Genomic DNA, 14,606 nt, shown 5'->3' with positions numbered 1-14,606 from the left:
TCTTTAAGGCGCTGATTCAGCGCTGTCTTCCAGACTGGTGAGCCAGCTGTCTAGCCACTCACTGAGCGTGATTTCGGGCAGACGGACAAGTGGATCTATCTGCCAGTTGGGTGCGGATACACGGCTGGATGCAGGACCGATCACCAAACTCTGTGTCGCCTCACTCTGCTGCTGATCAGCCGTCGCAACAGGCAAGCCCAGCATCGAGGCGAAAGGCATCCAGCGTGCATCCTCGACGATCAGCCAGTGTCGATCCTGTGCCAGAAGTTGCGTATCGATGGCGAGAAGGGTGGCATGAACCTGCTGCAGTAATGCCTGTCGATTGCGTTCAATCTGTTGTGCTTCAGCTGGCCAGAGACGTGGTAAATCTCGTGCGCCTAGGTTGATCATCAGGAGCAGATTGTTTAAATCTAGCCAGAAAAAGCTCGAATCGGACTGCCCTGTCTCGGTTTGTACTATCCGTGCGCCCTGTGGTGCAATTTCCTGCGCGAGATCGATGGGAATCAGGCGCACTGAGCGTTGGCGTAGTGCGGGGTAGGCCGCCAGATCTGGCCAGACAGATTCATAGGTGAGTAGTGCCTCTGCACTTGGCCACTGTTGCGGATCGGCACGATTGAGCCAGGCCGGAAGGCGATTGAGTGGCAGGCGCGAGGGTGGTAGATAGACTGAGCGCAAGCTGGTTTCATCCACCAGTGCTTGTGCGATCATCTGCGCAACGGGTGTCATGGTGACGATCGCCACGCGCTGATCCTTGGCTTGTAGTGTGCCGCAAAGGCAGAGGAGTAGCAGAAAAAGAGTAGGGCGTAGCATCAGGTATAACCTCTCCAGCGACGATAGATCAGGGCAAAGAAAAACAAAATAGAGGCAATCAGCACGATGGCCGCGCCAGAAGGAATAGGGAGCGCGCCTGCCATTGGAAGTAGTATGCCGAGAAAGCAACTGAGCGTTGAGAAAAGCACGGAGAAGCCAAAGAATTCGCGCCCGTTGCGACTGATTAAGCGTGCTGTTGTGGCAGGAATCAGCAGCAGTGCACCAACAAGAATGGCACCGACTATTTTGACCGAGGCAACCGTGACCAATGCAATGATCAGCACAAAGGCATAATCATAGACACTGACTTTCCAGCCGCGAATGTGAGCCAAGTCTGGAGACAGGCTGGCTAACAAGGCACGATTACCTCCCAAGAAAAGTAGTATCAAGCAGGCACCGCTAATGATCGCCATGATGAGCAGATCAAAATCTCTGACGGTCAGAATTGAGCCAAAGAGGACATTCTCCAGAATATGCACATTGACCCGCTGAGCGACATATAAAAGCAGGGCCGCACCTAAAGCGATAGCAAAGGAAAGAAAGACCCCCACCAGAGCATCATAAGGTATCTGAGTCCGACTTTTGATCCAATGCAGCAGCAGGGCAAAGAGCAGGCAGAAGGTGAACAGTGTCGCAAAGGGTTGTGTTGCCGGTTCACCCAGTAAAATGCCCAGCGCTACTCCGGTGAGGGCACCGTGCCCCACTGCCTCTGAAAAAAAAGCGAGACGTTTAACGATCACCAGCGGGCCAAGCGCCCCCAGAAGTGGGCCAATCATGCAGGCTGCAACGAGTGCATTGATTAAAAAGCCATATTGGAAAATATCGGGAAGGTAGCCTGCTTGCTCTAAAGCAAAAATACTGTGGCGTAAAGCTTCCATTAGTGTCCCTCTTTACAGCTGGAGGGAGCCTTGATTAATTTCAGCCCGCGATCGATCAGCCATATTGTATCGGCCTCCTGCTCGACCCAAGCCGTATCATGATGAATGACCAGGAGGGTGGCACCTTGAGCACGCAGGGCTCTGAGGCGATGGGTGATCCTTTGTTGAGCCGGTTCATCCAAGCCGGTCATCGGCTCGTCCAGGCACCAGAATGCGCTGTTTCTTTCCAAGGCCTGTGCAAACAGCAGTCGTTGCCGCTCACCGCCTGACAGCTGCCCAAGACGGAGGTGTCTTTTTTCTTCTAGCCCGACTTCGGCCAGCAGTTCCACCAAGCGTTGCTGATGCTTCTTGTGACGACCGAGAAAAAAAGGGCGGCGGCTGATCAGGCTGAGTAGCCATTCTTCCACAGTAATGGGTAAGGCGGCTTCAAAAACAGTCTGCTGAGGCACATAAGCCACGTGACCTGCCTGTTGTGGCCAGTGGCGTTGAATGCGGCCTCGGTGGGGTACCAGCCCAAGCATCGCCTTCATTAATGAGGATTTACCCGCGCCATTGCCGCCGGTGATCGCATGGAGTTGCCCAGCGCTGAAAACGCCACTCATAGGTGGAAAAATACAGACGCCATTTAAGGTTAAGCTGGCTTGTTCAAGGTGAATAGTGGGTCCCATTAGCGTGCTTCCGCAGCATAGGTCAGCGCTTGTACCAGCGTTTCTAGATTGTGGCGCATTTCGCGCTCAACCAGATCTGCGCTATAAGCACCGTGTGTCATATGAGAAAAGTGATAGATCCGAATACCTGTGGCTTGCTCTATGACATCAACATAGCGATGGTCTAAATCCAGCTCGGTAAACAGCACTTGGATCTGTGCTTGTTGGATTCTGCGTATGGTGTCTTGCAGCTGCGTTGCGCTAGGCTCAACACCGTGGGCAGGTTCGATGACGGTATCGATTCCGATACCAAATTCTTGCAGCAGGTAGCCATAGGCATTGTGTGTACTGGCAATCCGAACCTGAGTTAAATCGAGTGCCATGATCTGAGTGCGATAGTGATTTTTTATTTGGCGCAGATGGCGTGCATACCGGAGCGCATTCTGTTGGAATGCAGCCGCATGGGCGGGGTCGAGGCGTCCGAGTTCTGCGGCAATGGTGTAAATTTGGCGTATAGCCGCATCAATGGCAACAAAGGTGTGTGGATTGACACTCATATTGCCTTGCCCGTAACGCAGCAGTGGCACATCGCGGTTAGCATGGATGACGGTGAGGCGAGGGAGATCCAGGTGTTCGAGGGCATGCAAGGCAAATTCATCATGTCCTATGCCGTTGACGACCAGCGCATCGAGCTGTGTGAGGCGTCTGAGATCGGCGGGCTGTAGCTCATAGTTGTGTGGATTAAACCCTGATTCGATCAAGGGAAGCACTTGGCCATGCTCACCTAGAACCTGGCTGACATAGCTGTAGTAGGGGTGCAAGGTAATGCCGACAGTGAGGTTTTGCGCCCAAAGATGCGTCGTACTGGATAGGATCCAGATCAAAAATCCAAGACGTAATGTCGATTTATTCATGATGACCAACTTGTTGCCAAAGTGGAGAAGCCGGTGGGCAGTGAGTCAGAGAAGAGACAGGGTGTTCGGTCTGGTAAAGTGCTAAATCAGCCGCCTCAAGGTAGAGCAGCATGGAAGGGCTTCCTTGTCGATTCAGCAGCAGGCAGTTCTCGCTGATCTCCATCCAGAAGCTTGTCCCTGTTGGATCTTGAGGCAGCAGGTCGGCGGCGAGCAGCGTGCTGGCATCCAGCGTATGATGCTGCCCTTGTTGCATGCCATAGATAAATCGAATTTCATCAAGGGCAATGCTGAGCTCCATCATCAGCTGACGGTCGAGCGGAGTGTGGCCCATCAGATGTGGGGTCGGCGCTGCACTGGGTACGTGACGCCATCCAACGCCCAAGGCTCCAGCAGTCAGCAAAAGCAGCACTAAAAACAGCACCCAGACATTTTCCTGCCGCCCATCCTTGGGTGGCACGAGTTCAATCTGAGCTTGGGAGACTTCTGGTGTTGTTGACATCACTCTAACTCAGCGGAATCAAATTCAGCTGGATCTTCATGACCAGCATCAAACTGAATATAAAAATCACCTTCTTGCCAGGCAAAGTGCGCGGTTGAGCTACCATCAGCGATTGCACGCGCAATCACTTGATCTTCATAGGTATACATGACGACTTCACTGCCTAGTGCAAAGGTGCCATCGCTGAAGCCGATGCGACAGCTGATGGCAGTCTGATTTTTTTGGCAATCCATCACTGGGTAGTGCGCCTGAGCCAGCATGGGCCAGCTCAGGCATCCAGCGATGATATAGGCGAGGTATTTCATCATTCTGGTCGCTCGTTTATGGAAGAACTTCAAGGGAGACGAGGTAATTCACTGCGACGCTATCTGCCAGCGGGCTTTCAATCGCCATGTTGAGATGCACTGAAAGCAGGTGTGGACCTGTTTGCTGGGGTGTAAAACTCAGCACGCCATCTTCATCACCTGTGATATCGATTTGTCGGCGTGAATCTCGCCAGGCTGTACCATGAGGAACCAGTTCAGCGCGTAAGCCTGTTGCAGGCTGGCCATCAAAAGTGAAGCGAAAACGGGCTTCTTCGCCTTGCACAACATCACTGGGGTGGGTGAGCGCATGTAGCTCAAAACCTTCTCCGGTTGTTTCTAGCACACCCGTGGTGGGCGCACCTTGGGTAATAAAGAAAGCGGCAATATTTTGTACCGCGACCGTGGTGACTTCACGCGCACCTTCGGGGAGCTGAACTTCCAGTTTATTGCCAAAGGCCCGTCGTGCTGTATTACGCTCTCCGATGACATAGCGTGTCATATAGCGTGGCTGGCCGCGCAGTTCGACTTTATGGGTGCCAGCCTGATCAATCAGCAGATCAAAGACTGTGCGGCGTTGCCCCTTATAGTAAGGCCCTAGGCGTTGACGATCGCCATTCGGACGATACACGCTGACCTGATCCACCCCGATAGGCTTATCAAAACTAAACACACCATGGGAGGCGGTTGCATCTACAGTGATCCAAAAGGGGTCTTCAGTGGAAAGGTGAAACTCACTAGGGTGCATCCAGATAGGGTGAGCAAAAGCCGAACCACTGAGTAGCGTGAGGCCAGTGATCAGGCCGGTCAACCAGGAAGTGTGTCGCATATGATGACTCCTTGAGTTTTGTGTCAGTGACACGGATATTTTTTGGAAGTGAAACGTGTGTGACTTCTGTGCTCCGATAGCCCAGTGCCCTCATAGCCCAGAGCTGCGCTGAATCAGAGCCGGGGCGCTCCAGCAGATGGATTAGCGCAAGACGCGAATCACCATACTGCCCAGTTCTTCTGCTGCTGCTGTTGTCAAGGTGGCAGGCCGACCTAGCTCGATATCTTGACGCACCAGACTGCGGCTACCATGTTCTCTGGCGGCCTCGATATACAGGGTGTAGTGCCCATTCGGAACGGGTTGGCCTTGCTGATCTGTGCCATCCCAGAGAACACGATGCAGTCCAGCACGACGGGTTGCGCCTGTAATGGCTTCTAACTCTCCTTGATCATGCCGCCCTGCCTTGCGCCACCAGCGTCGCATATCCTTGAGCCAGTCGGCCTCTTTGCGCCAGACGCTCACAGTCCGCACCAGATCGCCCTGTTGATCTTCCACCCAGACAGCAACATAGGGCCGATACACCATCGCGCCGCTGAATGCGGGTAAATTGACTTCAATATCCACAGCATCTGCCCAGCTGACGCTGCTGAATAGAAGGCTGCTGAGCAGCAGGAATCGCCAGTTAAAACGCATACATATCACTCCTCGTTGTGGCACTAGGCGCAAGGCCTGTCAGACCAGAAACCAGACATAAAGACCGACCATCACCAGTGTGCCCAGACCACTGAGTACTAGGCTGGGACGTCGTCTTTTGGGGTTGAATAAAATGAGCCACAGGCCTGTCAGGGTAAACAGCAGCATCACGAGCGCAGACAGATCAATGAACCAGCTCCAGAGCTGACCACTGTTCCGTCCCATATGGAGATCATTGAGGACAGCCCACCAGCCAAGGCGATGGTGTTCATACCAGATCTGCGCTTCTTCTAAATCGACTTCGACCAGGGTATAGCCGCCGGGCCTTTTGATATCCAGGCTCAGTAGCGGCTCATCGGCGGGCCAGTCCACGCTGACTTCGCCATCAGGTAGTCCTTCTTGCTGTCTGAGCCAGCGCCAGAGATCAGCACTGAGCCTTGTTTTATCCGCCTGCAGGGTCAGCTGGTTGTGCCAGATTTCAGGCAAAGGGAGCTCCATTTCCTGAGGTGGCGCTGGCTGGGGCAGCCAGTGGCGATTGTTAAGCGTGATCCCGGTGATCGTAAAAAACAGCAGAATAAAGAGCATCAGCATGGAGCTGTAGGTGTGGAGCGGGCGAACCCAGCGCTGACTTTTAGAAAGATTAAGACGTGCCACTTGCTATCCTGAAAATGAATCAGTAAATAAAATGCTTCTAGTTATCATTAATTTTTAAGATAAAAATGTAACCAAAGTATCTCCATTTTGTAGACTGATGGTGCAATGTTGATCGCCTCCCACTCGGTGGTGGTACGCAGCGCTCGATCGATCTGATCATGCAAAGAAAAAGCGGGGCCTGATGCATCAGCCCCGCCAGAGGTCATGGCTTAGAAACTCAGATTCACACCTATCCAGAAGTTACGACGAGAGTCCTTGTTGTTGTAATCATCGCGATAGCTTGGGGTGTAGGTGCCATCACCATTGTCGGTGAATTGGGTCTGATAGCTGGTGAAGTCACGATCAAACAGGTTATTGACGCGACCATGCAAGGTGATGTTGTCGGCCAGCTGATAAGTGGCACCCAGATGAAACACTTCATAGTCCTTGAAGTAGATCGCCTGATCTCTTTCTGTATCCCAGCCGCGATAGCGTTTTGAGCGGGACTCTAAAGAGAGATTCAGGTTCAATCGGTCACTGGCTTGCCATTCCAGGCTTGCATTAGCCATATGGCGTGCTGTGTTGTTCAGAGGGCGGCCAGCCTGATTCCCTGTTTTTTGCTCTGAATCTGTATAGGTGTAGTTGGCTCTTAGGCTGAGGTCATAAGGAAGGCGCAGACGTCCTGCCACTTCGACACCTTCAAGGTCGACGCGGTCAATATTGTGACTCTGGCTGAAGCTTGGATAGAGGTCGGCCCAGCCGGTACCGACATCAGCACAACGCTGCCCCGCTGCGGCAATTTCGCAGGGAGGAATCGCATCGCCACCTCCAGAAATCTTGTCCTCAAAGTCAGTTTGGAAGAAGGTGATATTAAAGCTATGCCCCTGGAAGGAGTCATAGTAGAGCGCGATTTCGCGGTTCACACTGGTCTCAGGCTGCAGCTCGGGGTTGCCTGCCCAAGGCCCCGTGCCTTGTCCTCCAAAGCCACGAATGCCAGGAAAAAGATCTGTGGTTTTTGGGGTTTTGTAGCCTGTGCTGATCCCACCTTTGACTGTCCACTCATCGGACAGGCTGTAAACGGCATACAGACGTGGACTGGTTTGACCACCGAATACATCATGATGGTCATAGCGTAATCCACCTGTGAGTGACAGGCTGTCGGTAATGAACCAGCTGTTTTCTGCAAAGATCGACCAGTGATGATGCTCTTGTACCTCACCCGCTTGGTAGTTGCCGCCATACATGCCAAAGACGCCATCTTCTAGCTCGCCTCGCGTGATTTGCCCGCCAACAATCAGCTGGTGATTGGCAATCTGGCTGGTGAGCATGGCATCCAGTCGATACTCTCGACTTTCCATCTTACGGTCTGGACGAGGTAAAAAGGTATCCTCGGCAAGCGCTTTGCGTTCATCTTCACTGAGGCCGGCATAAGCGCCGGTGCCGTCGTACATCTCTTGTAATTGATTGCGTTCATCAATGGTGAACGGCAGAGTACGGCCGTGATTGTGGGTGGAAATATGGGAGAAGGAGACTTGGCTATCTGCCCAGCCCCAGTTGCCATCATGCGCGATGCCCCATTGATCGCGTGTAAAACGCTGATCATCGTTATAGCCTACACGCGGTGCGACTCGTCCATTTTGCCCATTGATTCTTCTGGCGGTCCAAATGGATTCAAAGCTATCGAGGGTGCCCACCTGACTGCTGGCATTGTCATAGCTTTGTTCAGAAGTGTCGTAATCTAAGGTGATACGCTGGCGCTCATCGGGGGTCCAGTAGAGAGAGAAACCACCCGCTAAATTGGTGTTGGCCACGGTACGGCCGCCACTACCAAAGCCAAGGTTGCGTTGATGTTCAGTGCCCGCTGGATCAGTGACAGGACTGTAGTTGGGGTTGGAGGCGAGGCGATCATACAAACTGCCGCGCAGTGCCATGCTCAGTGTGCCAGGGAGCAGTGGGCCAGCGAGATAGAAATCTGTGGTGATATTGTCACCATAGTCACGATCGGTTTGATAGGTGCGCCCAAAAGAAATGGAGCCATTCCAGTTTTCTATATCACGTCGTGTGATGATGTTGATCACCCCACCCATAGCATCCGCCCCATAGAGGGTGGCTGCTGGCCCTCGGATGACCTCGATTCGTTCAATCGCATCTAAAGGGGGGATATGATTAAACTGGTTGCCACCAAAGTCATTTGGATAGATATCGCCGTGGTTATTTTGCCGACGACCATTGATCAGAATTAAGGTGTAATCACCGCCCATGCCACGAATCGAGATACTGCCCTGGCCTGTTTTATCGCGCGTTTCGCCAACATCAACACCCTCCAGATCACGCACGGCATCAAGCAAGGTCATATAAGGACGCCGCTCTAACTCTTCACGCGTGATCACCGAGATACTGGCGGGTGCTGCCGTGATTTTTTGCTCAAAACCAGAGGCGGTGACGACAAGAGTATCAACGCGCTGTGAGGGTTCATTGGCTAAGCTGGGTAGGCTGTAGCCTAGGCCAAGAGTGATGAGCGCAAGGCTTAAAGGACGCAGAACAGAAGGAAAGCGTGCAGCATGAGGCATAACAAACTCCAGTCAGTTTTATCTGTGTTATGGCTGGCTGGCTTTTTTTCCTACAAGAGGGAACTTTTCTGGCTGGCTGACCTACAAAAAATGAATGCTATCACTTCTCATTAAGCTTTGCATCTAAAATGATCGATCTGAAAGTGGCTCAGTAGCGCGATAGACGAGGGTGTCATTCGGGCGTGTCGTTTTGCTGCTTGATTCCACCCCCCAGTGCTTTATAGAGTTGAACACGGGCATTGAGTTGCGCTTGCTGCAGCTGCAGTTGCTGCTCGCGGGTGCGTGCCAGTTGGCTCTGCGCTTCGAGTCGCTGACTGAGGCTGGCACTGCCCAGTCGATGGCGCTGGGCCGTTTGGGCAAAGATGGCTTCTTGTGCGGCCAGTAAAGCCAGCTGCTGCTCAGCCAGTTGCTGCTGCACCTGCACCTGTTCTAGTGCATTATCCACTTCCATCAGGGCGTTGAGTAGGTTGGCACGATAGGTTTCCACCAAAATCTGGCGTTGTACATCACTGAGTGCAATCTGGCGTTGGCGTGCACCGCGATCAAAGAGCGTTTGTGCCAGTGTGCTGGTGAGGTTCAGGCTGCGTATCGGATCATGCAAAAACAGGGTTTCGCTGGCGAGCAGTGCTGAAGCCTGAAGGTTCACGCTTGGAAAGAGTGCCGCTCTGGCTTGAACGACATTGGCCTCTGCATGGCGCAATTGAGCTTCAGCGCGTGCCAGATCAGGACGTTGTGTGAGCAGGGCTGTCGGCCAGCTTGGATCGGGAAGAGGCAGGGCGAGATCAAACAGGTCAGCTTGAGGCGGTTGCCAACCCTGATAAGACTGGCCCAGCAGGAGCGCCAAAGCACGGCGTGTTTGTTGGCTTTGTTGCTGGATCTGGGTGAGCTGGTTTTGCTGTTGCAGGCGGCTGGCACGTTGGCTGGCGAGTTCGGCCTCGGTGGCGACCCCTAAGCGTTGGCGTGCGCTGATCAGTTGCTCCTGCTGGGTAAGGCGTGCGAGCTGGTCTTGTGCCTCTGCCTGCTGGGCTTGGAGTGTTAACCATTGAAACCAGGTTTCAGCCACGCGGCTGGTCAGGCTGAGCTGTGCGGCTTGCAGATCATAGCGCGAGGCATCGAGCTGGGCTTCTCCTGCTGCCTGCTGAGCCGCTACCCGCCCCCAGAGATCGACTTCATAGCTGATATTGAGTCGCAGCTGGCTGCTTTCTTGATGCTGCAGGCCAGAGGTTGCCGAGCTGGTACCGCCTTGGGCTTCAGCTCCTGCGCTGAGCGTGACTGGGAGACGATCAGCCTGCACGCCTTGCAGTTGGATTTCTGCGCGAGCCAGATTCAACCAGGCGCTGCTCAGGTCTGGGTTATGGGCCAAGGCCTGCTGCATCATCTGATTGAGCGCATCAGAGCCAAAGCTACGCCACCAGTCACTGAGTGCTGGTGTGGTGGGTTCGCTGAGCGGGGTTTCCCACTGCTCAAGATCGACGGTTGGGCGATCAATTTGGCTGTGTTGTGCGCAGCCAGTGAGCCAGCTGATGGTGATCAGCAGCCACCAAGACCAGGCCATGCGGCGTTGCTTGAAGACAACACCAAAAGCAGAGAGAGAACAACGCATCAGGAGGCTCCTTATTCTGTTGCCAGAGCCCGAACGGGATCCAGATGGGCGGCTTTGCGTGCAGGCAGATAACCAAAAATCAGTCCAGTCGCAAAGGCGCAACCAAAGGCCAGCATCACGGGTGGGGTTGAAAAATAAACGGGGGTGCCCAAGTAGCCAACGAGCCAAGCGGTTCCTAAGCCGCAAGCGACACCGATTAAACCACCCAGGGCAGAGATGGCCAGGGCTTCGATTAAAAACTGCTGCAAGATATGCTTGGCGCGCGCGCCTGTCGCTAGGCGGATCCCGATTTCACGCGTGCGTTCGGTGACGGAAACCAGCATGATGTTCATCACCCCTACACCGCCGACCAGCAAGGAGATGGCAGCCACTGAGCCAAGCAGCAGCGTAAAGGTATTTTGGGTTTCAGTGACGCTATCAATCAACGAGGCCATATTGCGGATTTGAAAATCCTCAACACCATGGCGTGCCAGCAGCAGTTCGAAAATAGCCTGATGGACCTGCTCGATCTGTTCGATATCCGCGACCGCCACGGTGACATTGCGCAGATGCCGCTGACCAAACAGCCGCACACTGCCGGTGCTAAAAGGCACAAAAATCACATCATCCTGATCCTGCCCCATCGGTGAAGCGCCACGCGGTGACATCACGCCGATCACCTGCAACAGGGTGCCATCAAGCAGCAGATATTCGCCTAGGGGTGAGCGATCAGCAAACAGCGTTTCGGCCACCGTCTGACCCAGTACGGCCACGGTAGCCAGCTGGGCTTCATCCTCCTGTGAAAAAAAGGTGCCTTGTGCAACAGGCCATTGGCGCGCCAGCGGAAAGGCGGCGGAGGTGGCGTTGACTTCACTGGTGTGATCCTGATTGCCATAGCGGAGCGTCATGCTGCGGCTGAGTTCAGGAATGGCGGCGATCAAATGGGGAATCTGGGCGTTGATGGCTTCCACATCCTCAGGGACTAAGGTGGCGGGCCAGCGCCCGCGTTGATTGGGAGCGCCGGGTCGAATCAGCAGTAGATTACTCCCCATCGCACTAATGCGATCCACCACTTCATAGCGTGCGCCATCGCCGATCGCCAGCATAGCGATGACCGACGCGACACCGATCACGATCCCCAATAGGGTGAGCAGCGTACGAAACAGATGGCGGTGTAAGGCAGTCAGCGCGGCCTTGAAGGCTTCCCAGAGATCTAGCCAAGGCTGAGCTGGACGGGGAGGCTGAGCGGCTAGCGGTATATTAGCAGCCTTCTTCTGCGTTGTTGAGCGCTGGGGCGAGCCTGTTGCTTGATCGCGGATCAGCAGGCCATCACGCATTTCGATGATGCGATCTGCATGCGCGGCAATTTGAGGATCATGGGTGATCAGCAGAATGGTGTGGCCTTGGGCAGAGAGATCTTGCAGGAGTTGCAGGACTTCGCGGCCACTTTGGCTATCGAGTGCCCCTGTTGGCTCATCGGCCAGAATAACCTGGCCGCCATTCATCAGTGCGCGTGCAATCGAAACGCGTTGTTGCTGACCGCCTGAAAGCTGGTTAGGGCGATGATCGGCACGATCGGCGAGGCCCAGCTGGGTTAACAGGGCCAAGGCTCGAGCATGGCGCTCCTGGGGTCGGAGTCCAGCATAGATGGCGGGGAGTTCAACATTGTTGACGGCGGGTGTGCCGGGGAGCAGATGATAGCTTTGGAAAATAAAGCCAAAGGCTTCACGGCGCAGGGCGGCACGCGCATCAGCATCCAGTTGTGAGGTGGCTTGACCGCGAAACCAGTATTCGCCCTCGGTTGGCCGATCGAGACAGCCGAGCAGGTTCATCAGGGTCGATTTACCTGAACCTGAGCTGCCAATCAGCGCCACAAATTCACCCGCCTGAATGGTCAGATCGATCCCCTTAAGAACTTGCAAGGTGTGCTCACCATTTTGAAAAGAACGGGTGATGCCTTGCAGGTGGATCAGGGCTGGAGAGGGCGAACTCATCGGGGGAAGCCTCCACTGCGTGCTGGTCCAGAGGCGGTGCGCGTAGCGCTATTGGCGGTGCGCAGCAGAACACGCTCACCTTCTTCAAGTCCTGAAAGCACCTCGGCCTGAATACGGTTGTTGACACCGATGGTGACGGCGCGGGTGGTGCGTTGTCCGTCTGCCAGTAGCACTTCCACCTGATACCGACCTCGGCCAAGCCGCTCCAAGGCTGCACTGGGCAGCAGCAGGCTGTTTTCTGTCTGGGCCACGATGAAAAAAACCTGCGCAGTCATTCTAGGGAGCAGCTGTTGGCGGCGGTTATCAACATCAAAGGGTGCATTGTAAAGCACCACGTTATTCTCGATCAGTGGCGTGGGTTCAATACGCAACAACTCGCCTTGCCAGCGCTGATTGGGATTGCCCAACGTGGTGAAGTAGGCGGCCATGCCGGGTGTCAGGCGGCTGATATCGGCCTCGGAAACGCGTGTTTCAACACGCATGCGGCTGAGATCAGCCAGTTGCAAAATCACGGGAGCTTGTTGATTGGCGTTCAGCGTCTGGCCCTGACGCGCGCTGATCGACACGACGGTGCCGCTGATGGGTGCCAGAATACGCGCATATTCTAGATTGGCCTCGTCTGCTGCCAGTGAGGATTGATTCTGCTCGATCTGCGCCTGAAGTTGCTCAACCTGAGCTTGAGCAGAAACCCATTGGGCTTCGGCCTGCTGGAGGGCTTCTTCAGTAATCGCATGTTCAGCAAACAGCGCCTGCTGGCGCTGCCACTGGTATTCAGCAAGCTGGCGTTGTGCTTGGCGATCTCTCAGTTGGGCCGCTTGGGCACGCAACTGGGCGCGGCTGGCGGCAACATTGGCTTCTTGGACGCGGGCATCGATGGTGGCAAGGAGCTGCCCCGCTTCGACCTGATCGCCGACTTCAACATGCAACTGGATCAGCTGCCCAGAAATTTGCGCACCAACATCCACATAGTTGACTGGGGCCAGGGTGCCCGTGGCAGTGACCAGCTCTTGCAGTGCGCCGCGCTCGACCAGCGCAGTGGGTGGCAGGCTGGTGGGTGCATTCTTGTGCTGGTTGAGTTGCCAGCCAGCATAGCCCAGCGCCAGTAAGAGCGGGAGTCCCCACCAGAAGGCGGGACGTGGCAACCAGGAGAAGAGTTTTGGGATGGACATATCCGCCAGTTCCTTGAAGTCAATTGCTGTTGATCTCAGCCGTGATGGCTATTCAAACAGAAAATTGTCTTCAAAGTATCTCTTTCCCGTCGCAGCCTCAGCGGGCTGGCGTTGGATGCGGACGTTTTTGGCGAGCCAGGCTCCGCTCACAAAAGAGCGGAGCGCTGATGGCTAGTCGCTGCCGAGGCGGGTTTCCAGATCACTTAAAGTCATCATCAGCCCTTGATAGCCCCCAGTTGCAACATACCAAGTGGGGGCATCCAGATAAAAGACCTGACCCTGCTGCCAAGCTTGGGTGGCCTGCACGCCTGCATGGGCGCTCAGGGTGGCTTCGGCCTGAGGCTCACCACCTGTTGCACCATTACGGTCGAGAATCAGCAGCCAGTCAGGCTGAGCTTCAAGCGTTGTCGCTAAACGCAGGGCTTGGGCTTCTTGCAGTGCAATCGCCTCAGGTGTTCCGGCTTCGGGGCGATTCGCTGGTGGCGTGATGCCCAGCGGCGCGACAGTCGAGCTGAGTCCAAGCGCCTCATTGAGCATGCCGTAACGATCACCTGGTGCATGAGGCAGGATATGGCCATTCACGGTAAACAGCAGGGTAGCGGATTGATAAGCCTGGCTCTGTTGCTGGACGCGTTGTAATTGCTGTTCTAAATCCCGAGCCAGTTGCGCCGCTTCAGTCTGACGATCAAAAAGCTGTCCAAGCTGTTCGATCTGCCCAAGCACACCCTCGATAAAGGCATCTGGTGCAATCGACATATCGAGCGTGGTGGCCAGTTGGCTCAGTGCTTCCTGATGGCCAGCTGAGCGACGGCCGAGCAGGATCAGATCAGGTGCGCAGGCTTCAAGTGCTTCCATATTGGGCTCAAAGAGGGTGCCCACTTGCGTCATCTGTTCGAGATCAATCTGCTCTGCCAGATAGGCTGGCATGGCACCAGGGGCGATACATGCGACTTCAACATTTAAAGCCAGCAGCGTATCCAGTACGCCTTGGTCAAAAACGGCGACCTTGGGTGCGGGTGGGCTACTTGGTGGGCTGGCTTGTTGTTCTTCTGTTTGGCAGGCACTGAGCAGGAGTGCGCCAAGTGCAAGCGCTAGGGGTGTCCGTAAAGCAGTGGAAAGCATGGTTTCACCTGTTTTGAATTAAAA

The 14,606-nt window shown here is 54.7% G+C and carries 14 protein-coding genes; all 14 read right to left on the bottom strand.

Features of this window, described 5'->3' with window-relative positions; genetic code table 11:
- Positions 1-3 precede the first annotated feature (3 nt).
- The 14 genes from V6U78_RS06505 to V6U78_RS06440 all read right to left on the bottom strand — a co-directional run bounded on the left by V6U78_RS06505 (position 4) and on the right by V6U78_RS06440 (position 14,582).
- The gene (locus tag V6U78_RS06505; RefSeq protein ID WP_405338628.1) at positions 4-810 is read right to left on the bottom strand and encodes a hypothetical protein; all 807 of its coding nucleotides are present in this window, start codon (positions 808-810) and stop codon (positions 4-6) included.
- Positions 810-1,688, bottom strand: coding sequence for a metal ABC transporter permease (locus tag V6U78_RS06500; protein WP_405338626.1), 879 nt, complete (start codon positions 1,686-1,688; stop codon positions 810-812). The genes V6U78_RS06505 and V6U78_RS06500 overlap by 1 nt, the downstream gene beginning before the upstream one ends.
- On the bottom strand, positions 1,688-2,356 hold the full coding sequence (locus tag V6U78_RS06495) for a metal ABC transporter ATP-binding protein (RefSeq protein ID WP_405338624.1): 669 nt from the start codon (positions 2,354-2,356) through the stop codon (positions 1,688-1,690). The genes V6U78_RS06500 and V6U78_RS06495 overlap by 1 nt, the downstream gene beginning before the upstream one ends.
- Entirely contained in the window at positions 2,356-3,249 is an 894-nt protein-coding gene (locus V6U78_RS06490; RefSeq protein ID WP_405338622.1) for a metal ABC transporter solute-binding protein, Zn/Mn family, read from the bottom strand. The genes V6U78_RS06495 and V6U78_RS06490 overlap by 1 nt, the downstream gene beginning before the upstream one ends.
- A complete protein-coding gene (locus tag V6U78_RS06485) occupies positions 3,242-3,748 on the bottom strand; it encodes a hypothetical protein (protein ID WP_405338620.1) in 507 nt (168 codons plus the stop codon). Before V6U78_RS06485 ends, V6U78_RS06490 begins: the two co-directional genes overlap by 8 nt.
- A complete protein-coding gene (locus tag V6U78_RS06480) occupies positions 3,748-4,056 on the bottom strand; it encodes a hypothetical protein (RefSeq protein WP_405338618.1) in 309 nt (102 codons plus the stop codon). Before V6U78_RS06480 ends, V6U78_RS06485 begins: the two co-directional genes overlap by 1 nt.
- 13 nt (positions 4,057-4,069) lie before the next feature.
- Positions 4,070-4,879: a DUF4198 domain-containing protein gene (locus V6U78_RS06475; protein WP_405338616.1), complete on the bottom strand. Its 810-nt coding sequence runs from the start codon at positions 4,877-4,879 to the stop codon at positions 4,070-4,072.
- A gap of 141 nt (positions 4,880-5,020) precedes the next feature.
- Complete coding sequence (locus V6U78_RS06470) at positions 5,021-5,512, bottom strand: DUF2271 domain-containing protein (RefSeq protein ID WP_405338614.1); 492 nt, start codon at positions 5,510-5,512, stop codon at positions 5,021-5,023.
- A 39-nt stretch (positions 5,513-5,551) separates the two neighbouring features.
- Positions 5,552-6,166 carry a PepSY-associated TM helix domain-containing protein gene (locus V6U78_RS06465; protein ID WP_405338612.1) on the bottom strand — a complete coding sequence of 205 codons (615 nt, stop codon included), beginning with the start codon at positions 6,164-6,166 and terminating at the stop codon, positions 5,552-5,554.
- Positions 6,167-6,375: 209 nt separating this feature from the next.
- The gene (locus tag V6U78_RS06460; protein ID WP_405338610.1) at positions 6,376-8,715 is read right to left on the bottom strand and encodes a TonB-dependent receptor domain-containing protein; all 2,340 of its coding nucleotides are present in this window, start codon (positions 8,713-8,715) and stop codon (positions 6,376-6,378) included.
- 172 nt (positions 8,716-8,887) lie between these two features.
- On the bottom strand, positions 8,888-10,318 hold the full coding sequence (locus tag V6U78_RS06455; protein ID WP_405338608.1) for an efflux transporter outer membrane subunit: 1,431 nt from the start codon (positions 10,316-10,318) through the stop codon (positions 8,888-8,890).
- An 11-nt stretch (positions 10,319-10,329) separates the two neighbouring features.
- Complete coding sequence (locus tag V6U78_RS06450) at positions 10,330-12,291, bottom strand: MacB family efflux pump subunit (RefSeq protein WP_405338606.1); 1,962 nt, start codon at positions 12,289-12,291, stop codon at positions 10,330-10,332.
- The gene (locus V6U78_RS06445; RefSeq protein ID WP_405338604.1) at positions 12,288-13,460 is read right to left on the bottom strand and encodes an efflux RND transporter periplasmic adaptor subunit; all 1,173 of its coding nucleotides are present in this window, start codon (positions 13,458-13,460) and stop codon (positions 12,288-12,290) included. Before V6U78_RS06445 ends, V6U78_RS06450 begins: the two co-directional genes overlap by 4 nt.
- 171 nt (positions 13,461-13,631) lie before the next feature.
- Positions 13,632-14,582: an ABC transporter substrate-binding protein gene (locus V6U78_RS06440; RefSeq protein WP_405338602.1), complete on the bottom strand. Its 951-nt coding sequence runs from the start codon at positions 14,580-14,582 to the stop codon at positions 13,632-13,634.
- Positions 14,583-14,606 lie beyond the last annotated feature (24 nt).

The sequence above is a fragment of the Marinospirillum alkalitolerans genome (genome assembly GCF_045055655.1).
Taxonomy (GTDB): Bacteria; Pseudomonadota; Gammaproteobacteria; order Pseudomonadales; family Halomonadaceae; genus Marinospirillum; species Marinospirillum alkalitolerans.
This window is presented reverse-complemented; position numbering and strand designations above follow the sequence as displayed.

Coding starts and splice junctions, on each gene's coding strand:
- V6U78_RS06505 (WP_405338628.1), bottom strand. CDS start 810: ATGCTACGCCCTACTCTTTTTCTGCTACTCCTCTGCCTTTGCGGCACA.
- V6U78_RS06500 (WP_405338626.1), bottom strand. CDS start 1,688: ATGGAAGCTTTACGCCACAGTATTTTTGCTTTAGAGCAAGCAGGCTAC.
- V6U78_RS06495 (WP_405338624.1), bottom strand. CDS start 2,356: ATGGGACCCACTATTCACCTTGAACAAGCCAGCTTAACCTTAAATGGC.
- V6U78_RS06490 (WP_405338622.1), bottom strand. CDS start 3,249: ATGAATAAATCGACATTACGTCTTGGATTTTTGATCTGGATCCTATCC.
- V6U78_RS06485 (WP_405338620.1), bottom strand. CDS start 3,748: ATGTCAACAACACCAGAAGTCTCCCAAGCTCAGATTGAACTCGTGCCA.
- V6U78_RS06480 (WP_405338618.1), bottom strand. CDS start 4,056: ATGATGAAATACCTCGCCTATATCATCGCTGGATGCCTGAGCTGGCCC.
- V6U78_RS06475 (WP_405338616.1), bottom strand. CDS start 4,879: ATGCGACACACTTCCTGGTTGACCGGCCTGATCACTGGCCTCACGCTA.
- V6U78_RS06470 (WP_405338614.1), bottom strand. CDS start 5,512: ATGCGTTTTAACTGGCGATTCCTGCTGCTCAGCAGCCTTCTATTCAGC.
- V6U78_RS06460 (WP_405338610.1), bottom strand. CDS start 8,715: ATGCCTCATGCTGCACGCTTTCCTTCTGTTCTGCGTCCTTTAAGCCTT.
- V6U78_RS06455 (WP_405338608.1), bottom strand. CDS start 10,318: ATGCGTTGTTCTCTCTCTGCTTTTGGTGTTGTCTTCAAGCAACGCCGC.
- V6U78_RS06450 (WP_405338606.1), bottom strand. CDS start 12,291: ATGAGTTCGCCCTCTCCAGCCCTGATCCACCTGCAAGGCATCACCCGT.
- V6U78_RS06445 (WP_405338604.1), bottom strand. CDS start 13,460: ATGTCCATCCCAAAACTCTTCTCCTGGTTGCCACGTCCCGCCTTCTGG.
- V6U78_RS06440 (WP_405338602.1), bottom strand. CDS start 14,582: ATGCTTTCCACTGCTTTACGGACACCCCTAGCGCTTGCACTTGGCGCA.